The sequence below is a fragment of the Rhizobacter sp. P2_G4 genome (genome assembly GCF_056403575.1).
In genome coordinates this window covers 55331-74700 of the sequence record NZ_JBFUFG010000002.1, presented here as the reverse complement: position 1 = coordinate 74700, position 19370 = coordinate 55331, and the positions used below count along the sequence as shown (strand labels likewise).

At 66.6% G+C, this 19370-nt stretch carries 22 protein-coding genes; 15 read left to right on the top strand and 7 right to left on the bottom strand.

What is annotated here, in order from left to right; genetic code table 11:
- Positions 1 to 11 precede the first annotated feature (11 nt).
- From AC1DYS_RS06990 to AC1DYS_RS06970, 5 genes are all read right to left on the bottom strand, one after another.
- Entirely contained in the window at positions 12 to 1208 is a 1197-nt protein-coding gene (locus AC1DYS_RS06990) for a PilW family protein (protein ID WP_477897448.1), read from the bottom strand.
- On the bottom strand, positions 1205 to 1588 hold the full coding sequence (gene pilV / locus AC1DYS_RS06985) for a type IV pilus modification protein PilV (RefSeq protein ID WP_477897446.1): 384 nt from the start codon (positions 1586 to 1588) through the stop codon (positions 1205 to 1207). The genes AC1DYS_RS06990 and pilV overlap by 4 nt, the downstream gene beginning before the upstream one ends.
- A gap of 1 nt (position 1589) precedes the next feature.
- Complete coding sequence (locus AC1DYS_RS06980) at positions 1590 to 2213, bottom strand: pilus assembly FimT family protein (RefSeq protein WP_477897444.1); 624 nt, start codon at positions 2211 to 2213, stop codon at positions 1590 to 1592.
- A complete protein-coding gene (locus AC1DYS_RS06975; protein ID WP_477897442.1) occupies positions 2207 to 2749 on the bottom strand; it encodes a type IV pilin protein in 543 nt (180 codons plus the stop codon). Before AC1DYS_RS06975 ends, AC1DYS_RS06980 begins: the two co-directional genes overlap by 7 nt.
- Positions 2750 to 2988: 239 nt before the next feature.
- A complete protein-coding gene (locus AC1DYS_RS06970; protein WP_477897440.1) occupies positions 2989 to 6564 on the bottom strand; it encodes a hybrid sensor histidine kinase/response regulator in 3576 nt (1191 codons plus the stop codon).
- A gap of 82 nt (positions 6565 to 6646) precedes the next feature.
- Between AC1DYS_RS06970 and ureA the strand changes: the two genes are divergently transcribed.
- From ureA to AC1DYS_RS06940, 6 genes are all read left to right on the top strand, one after another.
- Entirely contained in the window at positions 6647 to 6949 is a 303-nt protein-coding gene (gene ureA, locus AC1DYS_RS06965) for an urease subunit gamma (RefSeq protein WP_047492318.1), read from the top strand.
- Positions 6950 to 7251: 302 nt separating this feature from the next.
- Positions 7252 to 7854 (top strand): HupE/UreJ family protein, encoded by a 603-nt coding sequence (locus AC1DYS_RS06960; RefSeq protein WP_477897438.1) that lies wholly within the window; start codon positions 7252 to 7254, stop codon positions 7852 to 7854.
- A 10-nt stretch (positions 7855 to 7864) separates the two neighbouring features.
- Positions 7865 to 8170 carry an urease subunit beta gene (locus AC1DYS_RS06955; RefSeq protein WP_477897436.1) on the top strand — a complete coding sequence of 102 codons (306 nt, stop codon included), beginning with the start codon at positions 7865 to 7867 and terminating at the stop codon, positions 8168 to 8170.
- Between the two features lie 121 nt (positions 8171 to 8291).
- A complete protein-coding gene (gene ureC / locus AC1DYS_RS06950) occupies positions 8292 to 10007 on the top strand; it encodes an urease subunit alpha (RefSeq protein WP_477897434.1) in 1716 nt (571 codons plus the stop codon).
- 64 nt (positions 10008 to 10071) lie between these two features.
- Positions 10072 to 10644 (top strand): flavodoxin family protein, encoded by a 573-nt coding sequence (locus AC1DYS_RS06945; protein ID WP_477897432.1) that lies wholly within the window; start codon positions 10072 to 10074, stop codon positions 10642 to 10644.
- Positions 10645 to 10705: 61 nt separating this feature from the next.
- A complete protein-coding gene (locus AC1DYS_RS06940; protein WP_477897430.1) occupies positions 10706 to 11359 on the top strand; it encodes a LysE family translocator in 654 nt (217 codons plus the stop codon).
- A gap of 49 nt (positions 11360 to 11408) precedes the next feature.
- On the opposite strand, the gene AC1DYS_RS06935 is transcribed toward AC1DYS_RS06940, so the two are convergent.
- The gene (locus AC1DYS_RS06935) at positions 11409 to 11984 is read right to left on the bottom strand and encodes a hypothetical protein (RefSeq protein ID WP_477897428.1); all 576 of its coding nucleotides are present in this window, start codon (positions 11982 to 11984) and stop codon (positions 11409 to 11411) included.
- Positions 11985 to 12165: 181 nt separating this feature from the next.
- Between AC1DYS_RS06935 and ureE the strand changes: the two genes are divergently transcribed.
- The 9 genes from ureE to ureG all read left to right on the top strand — a co-directional run bounded on the left by ureE (position 12166) and on the right by ureG (position 18816).
- The gene (gene ureE / locus AC1DYS_RS06930; protein ID WP_477897426.1) at positions 12166 to 12792 is read left to right on the top strand and encodes an urease accessory protein UreE; all 627 of its coding nucleotides are present in this window, start codon (positions 12166 to 12168) and stop codon (positions 12790 to 12792) included.
- A complete protein-coding gene (locus tag AC1DYS_RS06925) occupies positions 12792 to 13526 on the top strand; it encodes an urease accessory protein UreF (RefSeq protein WP_477897424.1) in 735 nt (244 codons plus the stop codon). The genes ureE and AC1DYS_RS06925 overlap by 1 nt, the downstream gene beginning before the upstream one ends.
- 106 nt (positions 13527 to 13632) lie before the next feature.
- Complete coding sequence (locus tag AC1DYS_RS06920; protein ID WP_477897422.1) at positions 13633 to 14352, top strand: response regulator; 720 nt, start codon at positions 13633 to 13635, stop codon at positions 14350 to 14352.
- Positions 14353 to 14398: 46 nt separating this feature from the next.
- Positions 14399 to 15529 carry an ATP-binding protein gene (locus AC1DYS_RS06915; protein ID WP_477897420.1) on the top strand — a complete coding sequence of 377 codons (1131 nt, stop codon included), beginning with the start codon at positions 14399 to 14401 and terminating at the stop codon, positions 15527 to 15529.
- Positions 15530 to 15619: 90 nt separating this feature from the next.
- Positions 15620 to 16474, top strand: coding sequence for a dioxygenase family protein (locus AC1DYS_RS06910; RefSeq protein ID WP_477897418.1), 855 nt, complete (start codon positions 15620 to 15622; stop codon positions 16472 to 16474).
- Positions 16471 to 16791, top strand: coding sequence for a hypothetical protein (locus AC1DYS_RS06905; protein WP_477897416.1), 321 nt, complete (start codon positions 16471 to 16473; stop codon positions 16789 to 16791). Before AC1DYS_RS06910 ends, AC1DYS_RS06905 begins: the two co-directional genes overlap by 4 nt.
- Before the next feature lie 123 nt (positions 16792 to 16914).
- Positions 16915 to 17760 (top strand): dioxygenase family protein, encoded by an 846-nt coding sequence (locus tag AC1DYS_RS06900; RefSeq protein WP_477897414.1) that lies wholly within the window; start codon positions 16915 to 16917, stop codon positions 17758 to 17760.
- A gap of 26 nt (positions 17761 to 17786) precedes the next feature.
- Positions 17787 to 18113 (top strand): hypothetical protein, encoded by a 327-nt coding sequence (locus tag AC1DYS_RS06895; protein WP_477897412.1) that lies wholly within the window; start codon positions 17787 to 17789, stop codon positions 18111 to 18113.
- Positions 18114 to 18165: 52 nt separating this feature from the next.
- Positions 18166 to 18816, top strand: coding sequence for an urease accessory protein UreG (gene ureG, locus AC1DYS_RS06890; protein WP_477897410.1), 651 nt, complete (start codon positions 18166 to 18168; stop codon positions 18814 to 18816).
- A 27-nt stretch (positions 18817 to 18843) separates the two neighbouring features.
- Here the strand turns inward: ureG and AC1DYS_RS06885 are convergent, their stop codons facing one another.
- Positions 18844 to 19314, bottom strand: a complete 471-nt coding sequence (locus tag AC1DYS_RS06885) for a GNAT family N-acetyltransferase (RefSeq protein ID WP_477899578.1) — start codon at positions 19312 to 19314, stop codon at positions 18844 to 18846.
- Positions 19315 to 19370: the final 56 nt, after the last annotated feature.

Below are 19370 nucleotides of genomic sequence, written 5' to 3'. Positions count from 1 at the left end.
GCGGCGCGCCATCACAGAAGGTTGTTGCGAAGCGGGATCGTGGCTTCGATGGTGCGGTAGCGGTAGTTCTGTTCGTCACCCGTGAGGGTGCGCGAATAGGTCAACGAGCCGCTGTTGATGTCCGAGAAAAGCTCGAGCTTGGCGGGGCTGACCACATCCTTCTCGGGCAGCGACGTGCGCAAGATGAGGCCGACGCGCACCGCCTTGATGTTCTTCAGCAAGTTTGCGGAGGCGCTCGTTCCAGCCGACAGCGTGGCGAGTGAGTAGTCGCCGCTGGAGGGCGACACCCAGGCGTCCACCTTGCTATCTCCATCGGTGTCGACACCGTACAGCGCGTGCAGTTCGAACACGCCTTCGGCGCGTGCCTGGAGCGGCGTGTCTACGGTCTGCAGCAGGTCGTAGCTGTAGAGGGTGTTGTGGTCTCCCACGCCCACGAGCTGGAATGACGGCGGGCGGTTCTTGCCGACGTTGCCAAGATCGATGGCGACCGCGGTGTCGGTGTAGCCGACCACCGAGACCGTGTCGATCGAGTCCTTGTACCAGGCACCGCCCAGCGCCAGGGTCTCAGTCTTGGCCTGCGTCAGCAGGCAAGGCGCGACACCGCCGCTGGCCGATGGCTGCTGGTCAGCCAGCAACACCAGGTCATCGGCACTGAAGGCCACCGTGTTCTCAAGGCTGAGCTGCTGCGCGGTGGCCGCTTCGGAGAACAGGGTCCCAACGCTGCCGTTGCCCGCGCCGCCGGACATCAACACCAACACGTCGGAGGCCTGGTTGCTGGCGCCGGGTTTGGTCTGGCCCGGCAAGATCAACAGCGGAGCCAGACGGAAGACGCCGCTGCTGCCCGGGTTGACGCTGCCGAACGGCGCATCGAGCGCCGACGCCCTGGGCAGGATCTGCGTGTTCGCCTTGGCCGCGTACAACGCGCAACCATAGGCATAGGCATTCGACTGGACGAAACCCGTGCCGGCGCTGCGCACCCAGCGGTCGATCTGGAACATCGCCATCGTGCCGGCCTGCTGCAGATCGGCCGTCGACCCCAGCGTGCGGCGCCGCCCTTCGAAGGTGGCCATCATGCCGAACACCGCCAGCGAAAGAACAGAGCCGATCAGCAAGGCGACCATCAGTTCGATGAGCGTCACGCCCCGCACGGCACTGCGCTTTGCCGACACGGCGAAGCGCGCGCGTTTCAGACGATTCAACGCGCTCATGGCATCACCACCTTGGTCACCAGTCGGTAATCCGGATCGGCCTTCGCTCGCGAGGGCGGGTGCCAGGTGACGGTGACCTCACCCGCTTCGACCTTGCCGGCGCCGCCGGGCAGTTCGTCGACCACCCGCTTCTTCCAGGGCACGAGAAACTTGGCTTCATCCAGCGAGGTGGTCTGCTGCGCCCACATCTGAGTAACGATCTCGTTGGCCAGCAGCGCCGCTCGCGCACGGTCTTCGGCCTGCACCGAGAACTGCGCGGCCCGTGCCTGCATGCCGACGATGCCGAGCACGCCGAACGCAAAAATCAGCACCGCCACCATCACTTCGATCAAGGTGAAACCTTGCTGCGCGGGACGAACCGACGAATGAATGGAACGCATCTCAGCACCCGTCCGGGTTTTCATTGTTGATGAGTGTCTTGGCGGCGTCGCACATGCGAACTCGCCCTCCGAGGTACACGCGCACCAGCAACTTGCGCGAGGCGCCGGCTTTGGAGACCGTGTAGGTGCCGAGGGTGTCGGACTTGGTGGTCGCCGTGTTGTCGTCGGTCGGTGCCGTGCAGGTGGTCGATGGCTTGGTGAGCGTCTTGGTGACTTGACGCCCTAGCGAGTTGAAGCACAGCGACGCCGGCCCGGCGATCGTCACGCCGTATTGCCCGGCCACCGTGGCACCTTGGATGAAGCTGTCGGAGACCTTGTCTTCATCCTCGTCGGCCATCGGCAGCGCTTCGATGTACCAGTTGCGACCATTGGCCACCGGCGCGGCATTCGCGGCCGGCGTGGCATTCGTCAACGCGAAGACGGTCGAGCGGCTGCGGGCCACCGCCGTCAGCTGCGCCATGCGCAAGGCGTTCTGCAGCGATTCGGCCGTGCTGCGCACACGTGCGTCGGCCGACCAGGTGCCGAAGGCGGGGATGGCGAGCAGCATCAAGATGGCGATCAGCGTGATGGTGACCATCAGCTCGATCAGGGTGAAGCCGCTGCTGCGCCGGGCATCACTCAACATGTCTCGCCTCTGCGCATGATCCAGCACTGGTTCTTCGAAGGCGCCGCGCCCCAGGCGGTGGGGAGGCCCGTGGTGGTCATCGTGTTCTGCTGGTCCACGATGTAGGTAGCCCCGGCGGTCATGCCCGTGCCGCTAGCGGTCAGCGTGTAGGTGGTCTTGTCAACGTTCGAGCACTTGACGTTGAAGTACTTGAGTGCCGGCACCTTGTCGTCGTCGCATGGGCTCTTGAACGAGCCGACGTCCTTGTAGGTACGGTTGTCCTGGTAGTACTGCTCCATCTGCGCGCGCAGTGCGGACAGCGCATTCGTTCCCTCCACCAGCCGGCCGCGGAGCACGTAGTCGGTGTAGGCCGGCAAAGCGACGGCAGCAAGAATCGCGATGATCGCCACCGTGATCATCAGTTCGATCAGCGTAAAGCCGGCTTGGAGGGCCCTGCTGCCCGACACAGCGGGCACGGCACAGGACATCGCCACCTGCTCAGGATCACGTCCTGCCAATGAATCGAAATGGAATACGAACTCGTCACGCTTCATCATCTGCACAGCCTCATTGGGTCGCACAAGACAGCCGTCTTGAACGTCAAGAACGAGTCTGAAGCGCGGGCACGCAGAAGGCATGACCGACCCCTGATGATTTGCTGATCAAGACCTGAGGCTTCGCTGAGGTGTGAATCACTTCACAGCGCCCGCGTGGATACCGAACGCGCCTTCGGAAACTCAGCCGAGTATTCGCTTCACAGCGCAGTCGTTCGGGCTGCGCAGGCGCGCAGCCACGCTCAGGTGGCGTGCCGGTCGTGCAGCGCCTTGGTCAAGACCCGGCTCACGGCATCGAGCTGGAACTGGCGCACCAGGCCGCGCAGATGGTTCACGAAACCCGCGTGCGCAGGATCGTCGGCCTCGATCTTGTCGAGCTTGTTGACGATGCCGCGGAAGTAGCCGAGGCGGACCAGTTCGTCCAGCGCCTCGAGATCGGCTTCGCCGGGCAACACCCAATCCGCCGACACGGTGGTCGGCGTGCCGGTGTCTGCCGAGACACGCGGCGACTCCAACCACTCCAGCGCGAGGCGGGTGCCCAGCCAGTCAAGCAACTCGTGCACGCGCACCGGCTTGAGCACGAAGTCTTGCGGCGTGATGCCGACGTCGTTCTCGAGCTCCTTGTCGAAGGCGTTGCCGGACACGATGGCGATGGGCGCCGCGCTCAGCTGCTGCGAGCGGATGGCGCGGATCGTTGCCCACCCGTCGATGCCCGGCATGGCCAGGTCCATCAGAACGGCATTTGGCGCGAACGCCGCCACCACCTCCAGGCATTCGTGACCCGACGCCGCCTGCATCAGCTCGAAGCCCAACGGCTGCAGCATGCTCACGAGCAGCGAGCGGTCGACCTCTTCGTTGTCGACGATCAGGATGCGCCGGCGCTCGCCGCGGTAACCGATGCGGCTGGCGCGCGGCACCTCGAGCGCGGCCACCGCGCCGCGCGCTTCGGGCAGGAAAAGGCGAATGCGGAAGACGGTGCCGACGCCTTGCGTGCTGCTCACCGTCATCTCGCCGCCCATCAGGTCGGTGAGCATCTTGCTGATGGTCAGGCCGAGGCCGGTGCCACCACTGGTGGCCTCGCTGCCGCGCGCAAAGGGTTCGAAGATCTGCTCGATCTCGTCGGGCGCAATGCCTGGGCCGGTGTCTTCGATCTCGAACTGCGCAATCTCGCGCGCATAGCGAAGGCGGAAGACCACACTGCCGGTGTGCGTGAACTTCACGGCATTGCCGAGCACGTTGATCAGGATCTGCTGCAGCCGTTTCTCGTCGGCACGCACGACTGCTGGCAGCACGTCGGCGAGCTCGGCCCGGAACTCGATGCCCTTGCCCGCGGCCTGCAGCTCGAACATGCGCACGATCTGCTGCACGCAATCGCGAAAACGCAGCGGCTTGGACTCGAGCTTCAACTTGCCGCCTTCGATGCGCGCAATGTCGAGCGTGCCTTCGATCAGCGAGAGCAGGTGATCGCCGCCGCGGCGGATCACGCTCACCGCCTGCTTGCGGTGCGCTGGGATGGACGCGTCTTCTTCCAGCAGCTGCGCATAGCCGAGGATGCTGTTGAGCGGCGTGCGCAGCTCGTGGCTCACGGTGGTGATGTAGCGGCTCTTGGCTTGGTTGGCGAGTTCGGCGCTGCGCTTGGCCTTCTGCAACTGGTCGTCGGTGCGGCGGTGCGAGTCGATCTCGCGGCGCAGCGCCAGCGTCTGCTCGTGCACGGCCTGCGTCTGGCGGTTGGATTCTTCTTGCGCCACCTGCCGGCTCTTGTGTGTCAACACCAGCCACCACGCGACGATGCCGCTCACCAACAACAGCGCCGCAAAGGCCTTGAGAAAACCGAGCCGCAGCGTGGGGCCGAAGGTGGCGGCCTGTTCGCCGAGGGTGCGCACCTCCTGGTGGTAGAGCAGACCGAACATGCCGGCCAACAGCGGCACCACGATGGCCATCAACAGCAGGTAGTGGCCGAGGCCAGTGTCGATGTAGGGCCACACCCGTTTCGGCAGCATCGCGCGCAGTGCGCCGGCCCACTGCGCCGACAGGCGCGCTTCGGGTTTGCACAGGTCGTTGCAGCGCGCATCGAGAGAACAGCACAGCGAGCAGATGTTGCCGAGGTAAGCCGGGCAATGCGCGAGGTCGTCGGCTTCGTATTCGCGTTCGCAGATCACACAGCTCTGGAGGCGGGTGAACAGGCCAGGCTTCGTGTCGGGCCGGGCGGGTGCCGGACCGCCCCAAGGCCGGCGAGCGCCGTCTCGGAGAGCCGCCACCGCAGGGGATTGCGTGTCGTGATGCCGTGCGATGTAGTACCTGCCCTTCGTCCACCACGCAATCAATGGCGAGGCGATCAAGGCGGTGACGAGCGCGATGAGAGCAGAGAACGCCTCGGCCAGCGGCCCGAACATGCCGAGATAGGCCGCAACCGACAGCATGGAGGCCGCGCTCATCGCCCCCACCCCGACCGGGTTCACGTCGTACAGATGCGCACGCTTGAACTCGATGCCGGGCGGCGACAAACCCAGCGGCTTGTTGATCACGAGATCGGCCACCACGGCCATGATCCAGGAGATAGCGATGTTCGAGAACAGCCCGAGCACACCGCCGAGCGCCTTGAAGACGTCGAGCTCCATCAGCATCAGCGCGATCGTGGTGTTGAACACCACCCACACCACGCGGCCGGGGTGGCTGTGCGTGAGGCGCGCGAAGAAGTTGCTCCACGCCAGCGAGCCGGCGTAGGCGTTGGTGACGTTGATCTTGAGCTGCGAGATCACTACGAACAAGGCCACCGCCGCCACCGCCCAGCCCGGGCGGGCGAACACGTATTCGTAAGCCGCGAGGTACATCTGGTTCGGGTCGACTGCGCGGTCGGTGGGTACCGAGTGGCTGATGGCCAGGTACGCCAGCAAGGCGCCACCGAGCATCTTGACCACACCCAGCACCACCCAGCCGGGGCCACCGATCAGCACGCCCGCCCACCAGCGGCGTTTCGTGGCCTCGGTCTTCTCCGGCATGAAGCGCAGGTAGTCGACCTGCTCGCCCATCTGCGTGATGAGCGCAATGCCCACCGTCATGGCGGTGCCGAAGAGGTAGACGTTGAACTTGGTGCCCTGCCCGTCGCTGCCGCCGTAGTTCGCAAGCTCCGACAGCACACCGGGGTTGTGCTTGAAGACGAAGATGTAGGGAACGATCAGCATCAGCAGCCACAGCGGCTGCGTCCACACTTGCAGGCGGCTGATCGCCGTGACGCCGTGCGTCACCAGCGGGATTACCACGAGTGCGCAGATCAGGTAGCCCCAGGCCGGCGGGATGTCGAACGCCAGCTCCAGTGCGTAGGCCATGATGGCCGCTTCGAGCGCAAAGAAGATGAAGGTGAAGCTCGCGTAGATCAGCGAGGTGATGGTCGAGCCGATGTAGCCGAAGCCGGCACCGCGAGTGAGCAGGTCCATGTCCAGCCCATGGCGCGCAGCGTAGATGCTGATCGGCAGGCCGGCCAGGAAGATGATCAACCCGGTGGCGAGGATGRCCCAGAACGCGTTCAGAAAGCCGTACTGAACCAGCAGCGTGGCGCCCACCGCTTCGAGCACCAGGAACGAGGCCGCGCCGAAGGCCGTGTTGGCCACGCGCAGCTCCGACCATTTGCGAAAGCTGTGCGGTGCGAAGCGCAGCGCATAGTCTTCCATCGTCTCGCGGGCGACCCAGCTGTTGTAGTCGCGGCGGACCTTGACCACCCGTTGAACGGCGCCATCGGCCTGCGCTGCACCAGCGGGTTCGGGCACCATGGCAGGCCCGAGGCGCGGGTTGTCAGGTGGCGTGGACGTGGCAAGCTTCATGCGTTGTCCCCGCGCAAGCCCCATGCCACAACGGCCTGCCGCGCCCTAAGATGTTGCATACCTTCTGCACTGCCGCACCACCATGGAACTGACCCCTCGAGAAAAAGACAAGCTGCTGATTTTCACGGCGTCGCTGCTGGCCGAGCGCCGCAAGGCCAAGGGACTGAAGCTCAACTACCCCGAAGCCATCGCCCTGATCAGCGCCGCCATCATGGAAGGCGCCCGCGAAGGCAAGACCGTCGCCGCGCTGATGAGCGAAGGCAAGACCGTGCTGACCCGCGCCGATGTGATGGACGGCATCGCCGAGCTGATCCCCGAGATCCAGATCGAAGCCACCTTCCCCGACGGCACCAAGCTGGTGACTGTGCACCAACCGATCACATGACCGCTAGGGCCTGTTCATACCAAATGGGCGCTCGCGTGACTAATGAAACGGCCGCCAACGAGGCGCAAAGCGCAGCTGTAGCACTTGCTACAGCGAGCATTTGCAACGCTGTAGGCGGCCGTTTCATTAGATCACCCGCCGGGCCCAGGGTCTGCGAGGCGCATGGCGGCGTTGCGGGCTCGTTGTGTGCAAGAAGCACACGGCCTCGCCCGCGCCTTGCCCTGCACCTCGCAGACCCTGGGCGCGAGCGCCCATTTGGTATGAACAGGCCCTAGGGCAACATCCCTCATCAGGAGAATCGCATGACCCGTCTCATCTCTCGCCAAGCCGCTACCCGCACAGCGTTGCTCGCCCTGGCCGTGGTGCCGAGCCTGGCACTCGCCCACACCGGCGCCGCGCCTCATGTGCACAACGCCGCCGAAGCGCTGGCCGCCGGCTTTATCCACCCGTTCACCGGCCTCGATCACATGGCGGCGATGGTCGCGCTCGGCATCTGGAGCGCACTCGCCACGAAGCGCATCTGGGTGGCACCGCTCGCGTTCGCAAGCGCATTGCTGATCGGCGCCATGCTCGGCCTGGCCGGGTTCGCGCTGCCCGCCATCGAACCGATGATTGCGGCTTCGGTGCTGGTGCTGGGCCTGCTGGTCGCCACCAACGCCCGCCTGCCGCTGGCAGCAGGTGCGCTGCTCGCTGCCGGCTTCGCCCTCTTCCACGGCGTGGCGCACGGTGCCGAACTGGCCGGCCCTCAGGCAGCGTGGTCGCTGATCGGCATGGTCAGCGCAACGGCCCTGCTCCACGGCGCAGGCCTCGCCGCCGGCAAGCTGCTGCAACAACGCAGCGTGTGGGCGCCGCGTGTGGCGGGTGCTGCCGTCGCGCTGTTCGGCGCCTCGTTGCTCATCGCCTGAGGCTGCCGCGATGATCCCCGGAGAACTGCTCACCGACGGCCCCGACATCACCATCAACGCCGGCCGTCGCGCCATCACGCTGGTGATCGAGAACAGCGGCGACCGGCCGATCCAGGTTGGCTCGCACTACCACTTCGCAGAAACCAACGCCGCGCTTAAGTTCGACCGCCAGGCCGCGCACGGCATGCGGCTCAACATCGCCTCGGGCACCGCGGTGCGCTTCGAGCCTGGCCAGCAGCGCACCGTGGAGCTGGTCGACTTCGCAGGCGACCGCAAGGCCTACGGGTTTCGTGGGTTGGTGCAAGGGGCACTCTGATCCGCTGGCCACACACCACCCACCGTTCGGGCTGAGGCATCGAAGCCGCGCGTTCATCTGAGCAGGTCTTCAATACCTCAGGCCGAACGGGTTTTTCGCATCGAACCTAAGAAGACATCACATGGCAACCATCAACCGACGCGCCTACGCCGAGATGTTCGGCCCCACCACCGGTGACCGGGTGCGCCTGGCCGACACCGGCCTGATCGTCGAAGTCGAGAAAGACTTCACCCTCGCCGCCGGCACCTATGGCGAAGAGGTGAAGTTCGGCGGCGGCAAGACCATCCGCGACGGCATGGGCCAGAGCCAGCGGCTCGCCAAAGACGTGGCAGACACCGTCATCACCAACGCGCTGATCATCGACCACTGGGGCATAGTCAAGGCCGACATCGGGCTCAAGGCCGGGCGCATCAGCGCCATCGGCAAGGCTGGCAACCCCGACGTGCAGCCCGGCGTCGACATCGTCATCGGCCCGGGCACCGAGATCATTGCGGGCGAAGGCAACATCATCACCGCTGGCGGTATCGACAGCCACATCCACTTCATCTGCCCGCAGCAGATCGAAGAGGCGCTGATGAGCGGCGTGACCACCATGCTCGGCGGCGGCACCGGGCCGGCCACTGGCACCTTCGCCACCACCTGCACGCCGGGGCCCTGGTACATCCACCAGATGCTGAAGGCCGCTGAATCGTTCCCGATGAACCTGGGCTTCCAGGGCAAGGGCAACGCCAGCCTGCCTGGCGCACTAGAAGAGCAGATCGAGGCCGGTGCCTACGGCCTGAAGCTGCACGAAGACTGGGGCACCACGCCAGCCGCCATCGACTGCTGCCTCAGCGTGGCCGACAAGCACGACGTGCAGGTCACCATCCACACCGACACGCTCAACGAGTCGGGCTTCGTCGAGGACACCATCGCCGCCTTCAAGGGCCGCACCATCGCCACCTTTCACACCGAGGGCGCGGGTGGCGGCCATGCGCCCGACATCATCAAGTGCGCGGGCTTGTCGAACGTGCTGCCCTCGTCGACCAACCCGACGATGCCGTACACCGTGAACACGGTCGACGAGCACCTCGACATGCTGATGGTGTGCCACCACCTCGATGCGTCGATCGCCGAAGACCTGGCCTTCGCTGAGAGCCGTATCCGCCGCGAAACCATCGCGGCCGAAGACATCCTGCACGACGTGGGCGTGTTCTCGATGATGTCGTCCGACAGCCAGGCCATGGGCCGGGTGGGCGAGGTGATCATCCGCACTTGGCAGACGGCGCACAAGATGAAGGAGCAGCGCGGCACGCTGCCTGAAGACAGCGCGCGGCACGACAACTTCCGCGTCAAGCGCTACATCGCCAAGTACACGATCAACCCCGCCATCACGCAAGGCATCTCGCACGAGGTGGGTTCGATCGAAGTGGGCAAGCTCGCCGACCTGGTGGTGTGGAAGCCCGCCTTCTTCGGCGTGAAGCCCTCGTTGATCTTGAAGGGTGGCATGATCGCCGCGGCCGCAATGGGTGATCCCAATGCCTCCATCCCCACGCCGCAGCCGGTGCACTACCGGCCGATGTTCGGCGCGTACGGCGCGGCGATGAACGCGACCAGCGTCACTTTCGTGTCGCAGGCTTCCATCGACCTCAACGTGCCGCAGCAGCTCGGCCTGCAGCGTCGCGCGGTGGCCGTGCGCAACACCCGCAAGATCGGCAAGGCCGACATGATCCACAACAGCGGTACACCCAACATCGAGGTCGACCCGCAGACCTATGAAGTGCGCGCCGATGGCGTGCTGCTGACCTGCGAGCCCGCGACCGTGCTGCCGATGGCGCAGAAGTACTTCCTGTTCTGAGGCGACGCAGAGGCCTTGCCGGCGACGGCCTCAGCGGCGCGACACGAAGTGGTCTACTGCGGCCATGAGCACCAAGCCCGACGATTCGAGACGCTTCCTCTTCGTGCTGTCCAGCGCGCGCGTCGGCGGCAACGCCGAGCAGCTTGCGCGCGAAGCATCGCTGGCCATGCCCGCCGACGTCGAGCAGAGCTGGTTACGGCTGAGCGAAACGCCGCTCCAGCCCTTCTTGGACATCCGTCACGACGTCGGCGTCTACCCGGCGCCTGAAGGCCACGAAGCCACACTCGCCGACGCGACGCTCTGGTGCACCGACCTCGTGATGGTGGTACCGGTCTATTGGTACAGCCTGCCGGCGAGCGCCAAGCTCTACCTGGACCACTGGTCGGGCTGGATGCGCGTGCCGGGCATGGAGTTCAAGGCACGCATGCCCGGCAAGAGGCTGTGGGTCGTCACGGTCATCAGCGGTGACGACGCTGCGGGCGCCGAGCCGTTGCTGGGCACGCTGCGGCTGACCGCCAACTACTTGCGCATGGAATGGAAGGGCGTGCTGCTGGGCCACGGCAGCCGCCCCGGCGACGTGGCGACCGATGCGCCGGCGCTAGCCGCGGCCCGTCGGTTCTTCACGTCAGTGGCCTAGCCGCCGCTCTGCCGGCTTGGCTGGCAACATACTGCATCACCGACATCACGAAGGAGACCTCATGCTCGCCGACCTGCTCCCACCGCTGCCCCTGCTGCTGGCCTTCATCACCGCCAGCCTGATCCTCGCGCTGACACCGGGGCCGGCCGTGGTCTACATCCTCACGCGCACACTGTCGCAGGGTCGAAGCTCGGGGCTCGCATCGGTCGCCGGCGTGGCGCTGGGCAACCTCGGCAATGCCATCGGCGCAGCCCTCGGCCTGGCGGCACTGTTCGCGGTGTCGTCGATGGCGTTCACGGTGGTGAAGTGGGCCGGCGCGTGCTATCTCATGTATGTGGGCGTGCGCATGCTGCGCTCGGCAAACAGCGTCGGCCCGGCGGCGGCCGCGCTGCCGGCGATGAAGCACTCGCGCATCTTTCGCGATGGCTTCGTGGTCGCGCTGCTGAACCCGAAGACGGCGCTGTTCTTCGCCGCCTTCCTGCCGCAGTTCATGAGCGCCACCGCGCCTCACCTGCCGCAAAGCCTCGCGCTCGGTGGGTTGTTCTGCGCCGTGGCCGGCTGCACCGATCTGAGCTACGTGCTCGCAGCGAGCCTGATCGCACCCCGGCTGAGCCGCCTCGGGACGCATGCCCGCTGGGGCACGCGGGCGGCTGGCGCATCGTTCATCGGGCTCGGCCTATTGACCGCCTTCTCCACGAACAAGCCGGCCCGCTGATCAAGCGAGCGGCATCAAACGCCACGCTTTTCAGCGTGGCGTGCTTCTCTCAGGCGCAGCTCACGACGATGGCGGTAGGCGTTCCCGTGACCACCGTGCCAGAGCCGTTCGACACCGTGCAGGTCTGCCCAGCGGGCTGCGTGCTGACCGTGACGCTGTAGGCTGTGCCGGCGGCCAGAATGCCGGGGAATGCGAAGGTCCCGTTGGCGGCGATCACCAGGTTCGAGCCGCTGTTCACGAGCGTAACCGCCGTGCCGCTGGCCAAGCCGGTGATGGTGCCGGTGACCGAGGCGGTGCTCGTACACGTGACAGTGACGTTGCTGACATCGCTGCCATAGGAATCGATGGTGCCGGTGCCATTGGTCACCGAGCAGCTGGCGCTCACCGGCTGCGTCAGGACCGTCACCGCGTAGGCCGTGCCGGACTCGATCGTGTTGCTGAACGAGAAGCTGCCGTTGGTGGTAACGGCCAGGTCGTTGGCAGCGTTGTTCTGCAACGTGACGGTGTTGCCGCTCGGCAGACCGCTGACCGTACCACCGACGCTTGCGGCGCCGCCGCCGCAGGCAGCAAGCAGTGCGGCAGAAGCCAGGGCGGTCAGCGCGGATGCGAAGGTGAATCGGGACATGGTTTTATCTTCCTGTGTGGATGAGCGGAACGCGACTGGCGACATCAGACTGTAAGCCAGCCTCCGTGGTTTGAAGCCACGGAAAAGTTACGTAAACGCTGGCGCAACCGGCAGACACGAAACCAAACCGTGCTGATGTCACACTCGCGGCTACCGTTCACCAGCGCTACGCGAGACCCCCATGCTGACCATCAACAAACTCATTCCCCGAGGCGCCGGCCTGGCGCCCGCCCTGCTGAAACGCGCCGCCACTGTGGTGCTCGATTGGGACACCCGGCAGAAGAGCCGCTTCGACACGGACGACTCGCAAGGCCGCACGCTCGGCGTCTTCTTGCCGCGCGGCACCGCGGTGCGCGGCGGCGACGTGCTGGTGGCCGAAGACGGCTCGCTGGTCAAAGTGGTTGCCACGCCGCAGCCGGTGCTGGTGGTGCGCACCTGCCCCGACCATGGCACGCCGCTCGACCTGCTGCGCGCCGCCTACCACCTGGGCAACCGCCACGTGCAGCTCGAAGTGCAGCCCGACCACCTGCACCTCGAACCCGACCACGTGCTGGCCGACATGCTGCGCCAGATGCACCTGATCGTGACCGAGGAGCTGGCTCCGTTCGAGCCGGAAGGCGGTGCGTACGCCGCCAGCGGGCATGGCCACGGCCACCAGGACCATGGGCACGACCACGCGGCCCATGGCCACGATCACGGGCATGACCACGGACATCAGCACGAACACAAGCACGAGGCCAAGCACGAGCACCCCCACGAGCATGGGCACGGCCATGTCCACGGGCCCGGCTGCCAGCACGACCACTGATGAGGTCCAAGCCCAGTTCGCGCCGCGGCAGCCCGGCGCTCTCCGCCACATCGCTGTTGCAACTGATGTGGCTGGCCTCGCCGGCCTTGCCAGTGGGCGGCTTCAGCTACTCCGAAGGCCTCGAAGCCGCCGTCGAAGCAGGCCTGGTCACCAACGAAGCGCAGACGGCATCGTGGCTGCTCGACCAGTTGCACCTCGGGCTGGCGCGCGGTGAGCTGGCCGTGGCGGCCAAGGCCTTCAAGGCCTGGCAGCGAGCCGACATCACCTCCATCGCCGAACTCAACGCCTGGGTCACGACCACGCGTGAAGCCAGCGAGATGAGGCTGCAGACCGAGCAGATGGGCCGCTCGCTGGTCGAGTGGCTGAAGAACCGCGGCCTGCCTGGCGACGCAGCGGTCGACCCCCGCGTCGCGCAGCTCGGCGCCCTGAAGCCCGCACCCACCTGGCCCGTGGCCTTCGCGCTCGCCGCGGCGCAAACCGGCGCGCCGTGGCGCGACAGCCTGCTCAGCTTCGCTTTCAGCTGGGCCGAGAACATGATGCAGGCCGCGCTCAAGGCAGTGCCGCTCGGCCAGAGTGCGGGCCAGCGCGTGCTGTCGCAGCTCAGCGCCGCCATCCCCGATGCCGTCGACCACGCCATGCGCCTGATGGACAGCGAGCGGCAGGCCTTCACGCCGATGCTCGCCATCCTCTCGGCGCAACACGAGACGCAGTACTCGCGTCTCTTCCGTTCATGAAGCGACATTACCCTCAACGAGGCGGGCCGCCGCGCCGGGCCGCTCCCAAGCAAGGCCCGACCCTCTTGGAGGGTCGATCGACGTACGCGGCGAGCGGGGAGTCCTCATGATCCACGCGCTTCTCGTTGACGACGACGCCGACCTGCGCACGCTGATGGCCGGCTACCTGCAGCAGTACGGCATGCGGGTCACCACGCTGCCCGACGGCGCCTCGCTGCGCCGCACGCTGCCCACCGGCCAGCCTGGCGCCGCCGACCCGTTCGACGTGCTGCTGCTCGATGTGATGCTGCCCGACGCCAACGGGCTCGACCTGTGCCGCTGGGTACGCAGCAGCTACCCGCTGCCGGTCATCATGCTCACGGCCCAGGGCGACCCGGCGAGTCGCATCGTCGGCCTCGAACTGGGGGCCGATGATTACTTGCCCAAACCCTTCGAGCCACGCGAACTGGTGGCCCGCATCAACGCCGTGCTGAGGCGTGCCGGCTCGGTCTCCGGGCGCAGCCCGCAGAGCACCGAGCAGCCCGATGCGGTGGTGCGTTTCAACGGCTGGGTGTTCGACCGTCTGCGCCGCCAGCTCAGCTCGCCGCAGCAGGTGGTGCTGGCCTTGTCGAGCGCCGAGTTCCGCCTGCTGTCGGCCTTCGTCGACCACCCACGGCGTGTTCTCAGCCGCGACCGCCTGCTCGACCTGGCCCATGCGCCCGGCGTCGAGATCACCGGCCGCAGCATCGACCTCGCGGTCTCGCGCCTGCGGCAGAAGCTGGATGACCCGGCATTGATCCGCACCGTGCGGGGCGAGGGCTACTCCTTCGACGCCGATCTGGGATGACGTCCCGCGCATCCGCGTCGCTTACCCAGGCCTGGCAAGAGCTGCCATGAAGAACCCTCTCGAAGACACCTTGTTCAAGCGCCTCTTCCTGTTGATGTGGGTGGCGCTGGTCGTCAGCCACCTGGCCGGCTTCCTGTCGGTGCAGGAGTTGATGGGACCGCCCCCGGACGGCATGCCACATGAAGCAGGCCTGCCGCCCATGCCTTCGCTGCCGCCGATGGGTGGGCCGGGCATGGACCGGCCGCCCGATGGCGGCCCGCCGGACGACAGCCCGCTCGGGCGCTGGCTGTGGATCGACTACCTCGTGCGCGGCATCGTCATCGGCGGAGCCGCATGGATCGGCGCCCGCTGGCTGTCGATGCCGATGCGCCAGCTGGCCGACGCCTCGCGCGCGCTGGCGCAGGGACTGGGCTCGCACCGGCCCGCACCCACGCTGGACGAAACGCAAGGCACGCTCGAAGTGCGCCGGACGGCCGAGGTGTTCAACGCCATGTCACGCCGTCTGCATGAGCAGTTCAGCGCCCAGGCGCTGCTGATGGCGGCCATCTCGCATGACCTGCGCACGCCGCTCTCGCGCCTGCGCCTGCGGCTCGAGCACATGGAGCCCAACGCCCACACCGAGCGCTCCATCAACGACGTGCGCGAGATGGACCAGCTCATCGCCAGCGTGCTGGAGATGATGCAGCTCAACCACGGGACGGCGGCTGCACCGCTGCGCGTCGACCTGCGCGCGCTGGTGCAATCGCTCGCCGACGACCTGGCCGAGCAGGGCCATGCCGTCACGCTGCAGAACGCTGAGGCCACCGAGCCGGCCGTGGTACCGGGCCAGCCGGCCGCACTGAACCGCGTCGTCGCGAACCTGCTGAGCAACGCGATTCGCCATGGTGGCTCGGCCGACATTTCGGTCCAGGTGCAGGCCGACCGCGTGCAGCTGCTGATCGACGACCGCGGGCCCGGCATCCCGGCCGACCAGCTCGAATCGGTTTTCCAGCCTTTCTATCGCGTGGACACCTCGCGCAGCAAGCAGACCGGCGGCACTGGCCTGGGCCTGTACATCGCCCGCGACCTGGCACGCCGCCATGGCGGGCAGCTCACGCTGGCCAACCGCGAAGGCGGTGGCTTGCGTGCCGAACTGCTGTTGCCCCTGAAAGAATCGGTGGGCACCGGGGTGGCTTGATGCAACCGTGTCGGCCTTGACACAAAAAGGCGATACGGTGGATACAGCGCGTCTTCAGACTGGCGTCATCGCGAGTTACGAGACGCCACCATGCCGCACCACGACCACCCCGAAGGGCTGGCCCACGACCTGACCACCCTGCAGAAGCGCCGGCGTGCGCTGCTGTGGCTCGCCGGCGCGGCAGGCGTCGCCAGCGCACCGCTGCTCGCCTGCGGCGGTGGCAAGGCGACGAGCACCACGTCGGGCAGCACCGGCATCAGCACGGTGGCATCGGCCGGCAACACCAGCGCCGCCAGCACCTGCGCGGTGATCCCCGAAGAGACGGCCGGTCCCTTCCCTGGCGACGGATCCAACAGCACAGACAGCGGCGTGGCCAATGCGCTGATGCTCGCCGGCATCGACCGCAGCGACATCCGCAGCAGCTTCGCCGGTGCCACCGGCGTGGCCACGGGCATGGCGCTGACGGTGACGCTCAGCCTCGTCAACACTCTGTCGAACTGCAGAGACCTCGCCGGCTACGCCATCTACCTGTGGCATTGCGACGCGGCCGGCCGGTACTCGATGTATTCCGATGGCGTGACGGCCGAGAACTACCTGCGCGGCCTGCAAGTCACGGACAGCGCGGGCCGGGTGACCTTCAGCACCGTCTTCCCCGGTTGCTACCCAGGCCGCATGCCGCACATCCACTTCGAGGTGTACCGCAACCTGGCCACCGCCACCGGCTCTGCCAACCAGCTCAAGACATCACAGCTCGCCTTCCCGGTCGCCACCTGCCAGGAGGTCTACGCCACCCGCGGCTACGGCCCGAGCGCAGCCAACCTTGCGCAGATGAGCTTCGCCGACGACAACGTGTTCAGCGACGGCACCAGCCTGCAGATGGCCAGCATGACCGGCAGCGTGACCACCGGCTATGCCGCCGCGCTCACCATCGGCATCGCCGCATGATTGCCATGCAAGCGCCCGGTGCCGACGAGCTGCAGGCCCTGGTGCAGCGCCTGGCCATCGCCGACCTGGATTCGGCGCTTGAACCGAGCCGCCTGCTCGCTGCCACCCAGCAGGCCGGCGTGATCGCGGAGCGGCTGGTCAAGAGCGGCCACACGGCGGTCGCGCTGGCCTGGCTGCGCCGGATCACCCATGGCGTCGACACCTTGCAAGCCGAATGGGTCAAGTCGCAGGCCTCCCGGGCACAGCTCGTCCCCGACGGCACCGCAAGGATGGGCAGCCGCTCATCCGACCGCCGCACACCGCGGGAGCTGACGTGAGCGCCCATTTGCGCTGCACGCGAGGCGTCTTGTAGCGACCGCTTCGGCGTTGACACACAAAGCGGATACGCCTGCAACAGTCGCCCCACACCATTGCACCCATCACTTCACGGAAGCACCACCATGCACACTCATGACCACGACCACGGCCTCGCCCACGACCTGAACACGATGCTGAAGCGCCGGCGTTCCTTGCTGTGGCTGGCCGCCGGTGCCGCAGTCGCCCCCTTGCTGGCTTGCGGCGGTGGTGGCGACGACGACGGCACCAGCACGACCAGTACCACTGGCGGCAGCTCATCGACCGGCAGCAGCGGCACGAGCACCTGCTCCGTCATCCCCGAAGAAACGGCCGGCCCCTACCCTGGCGACGGCTCCAACAGCAATTCGAGCGGCGTGGTCAACGTGTTGACGTTGTCGGGCATCGTGCGCAGCGACATCCGCACCAGCATCGCCGGTGCCTCGGGCACCGCGGCCGGTGTGCCGTTGACCGTCACCCTGACCCTCGTCAACACGAAGAGCAGCTGCGCCAGCCTCGAGGGCTATGCGATCTACCTCTGGCACTGCAGCCGTGAGGGCCTGTATTCGCTCTACTCCTCCGGTGTCACCAACCAGAACTACCTGCGCGGCGTGCAGAGCACCGACAGCAATGGCCAGGTGACGTTCACGACCATCTTCCCCGCCTGCTACGCCGGCCGCTGGCCGCACATCCACTTCGAGGTCTATCCCAGCCTGGCCAAAGCCACGGTCGCCACCAACAAGATCAAGACCTCGCAGATCGCCATGCCGGAGGCGGAGTGCGACACCGTGTTCGCAACGACCGGCTACAGCGCGAGCGTCTCGAACTTCAGCCAGGTCAGCCTGTCCACCGACGGCGTGTTCAGCGACGGCGCCACGCTGGAGACGCCCACCATCAGCGGCAGTGTCTCGGCCGGCTACGCCATTGCCCTGAACGTCGGCGTCGCCGTCTGACCCCCGAACGGCAAGGAGCGCACTCCATGACAGGACGAAACACCATGCTCAACATCCGCTTCATCGCCCCGGTCATCGCCGCCTGCGGCGCGGCGCTCATCGGCTTTGCCACGGCCGCCGCGACCTCCACGACCGCTGAGCCGCCCGCACCGCCGGCCAGCGGCGCTCCGCCTGGCCCACCTCCTGAAGCCATTGCAGCCTGCAAGGGCAAGGCCGAAGGCGCCAGCGTGAGCTTCACCGGTCGCAGCGGCGAGACGCTCACCGGCACCTGCCAGATGACGAACGGCGTGCTCGCCGCTCGGCCAGCTGGCGGCCCCGGCGGCTCAGGCCAACGCCCGCCGCCCCCGCGCTGATCGACCGCAACGGAAGGCCCTGAGGCTGCTGCACCGCGCAGATAATCGGCGAATGAACACCTTGCACAGCATCCCCCATCGCACGAAGAAACTCCCGCCGCTGCGTGTGGGCGTCGGCGGCCCCGTCGGCTCGGGCAAGACCACCTTGGTCGAGATGCTGTGCAAGCACATGCGCACGCAATACGACCTGGTGGTCGTCACCAACGACATCTACACCAAGGAAGACCAGCGCCTGCTCACGGTGGCCGGCGCGCTCGACGCCGAACGCATCATGGGCGTGGAGACCGGCGGCTGCCCGCACACCGCCATCCGCGAAGACGCGTCGATCAACCTCGAAGCCGTCGACCGCATGCTCGAGAAGTTTCCCAACGCCGACATCGTGTTCATCGAGTCCGGTGGCGACAACCTGGCCGCCACCTTCAGCCCCGAGCTGAGCGATCTCACCATCTACGTGATCGACGTCGCCGCCGGCGAGAAGATCCCGCGCAAAGGCGGCCCCGGCATCACCAAGAGCGACCTCTTCGTCATCAACAAGACCGACCTCGCCCCTTACGTCGGCGCCGACCTCGGCGTGATGGAAGCCGACACCAAACGCATGCGGCCCAACCGGCCTTTCGTGATGAGCAACCTCAAGACGCTGACCGGCCTCGCCGAAGTAGTGGCCTTCATCGAGACCAAGGGCATGCTGAAGGCGGCCGCCTGAGATCGCTGCGTCAGGCTCGCCCTTGCTTCATCTGACAGCGGTGCCTGGGAGAAGACGCTTCTGCATGAAGACGCTCAGCGGGTCGTCGGCGTACTTGCCGTACGGCCCCCTGCGCTCGTAACCAGAGCGTTCGTACAGGCCCAATGCCTCAGGCTGGAAGGGACCTGTTTCGAGTTTGAGCAAGCTGCAGCCAAGCTCCGCGGCCTTCGACTCGAGCAAGGCCATGAGGCGCCTGGCGACTCCCTGACCACGGCATTGCGGGCTCACATACATGCGCTTGAGCTCACCGAACTCCGGGTTCAGAACAATGGCGCCACAGCCAAGCGCGCGATGCGATTCATCCCGTGCGACGGCAAACAAGACGTTCGGCTGCTTCAACGACGACAGGTCCAGCGCATGCCTGCTCTCCGGCGGGTAGAGCGCGTCCTGGTAAGCGTCCAGTTCGGCAATGAGGGCGATGACCTCAGGCTGATCGGGTGACTCTAGAGAGACGTTCATGATTTGGTGATGTAGCGGAATGTTTGACTGAAGCGGCATCGTCGGCCACCCACGTG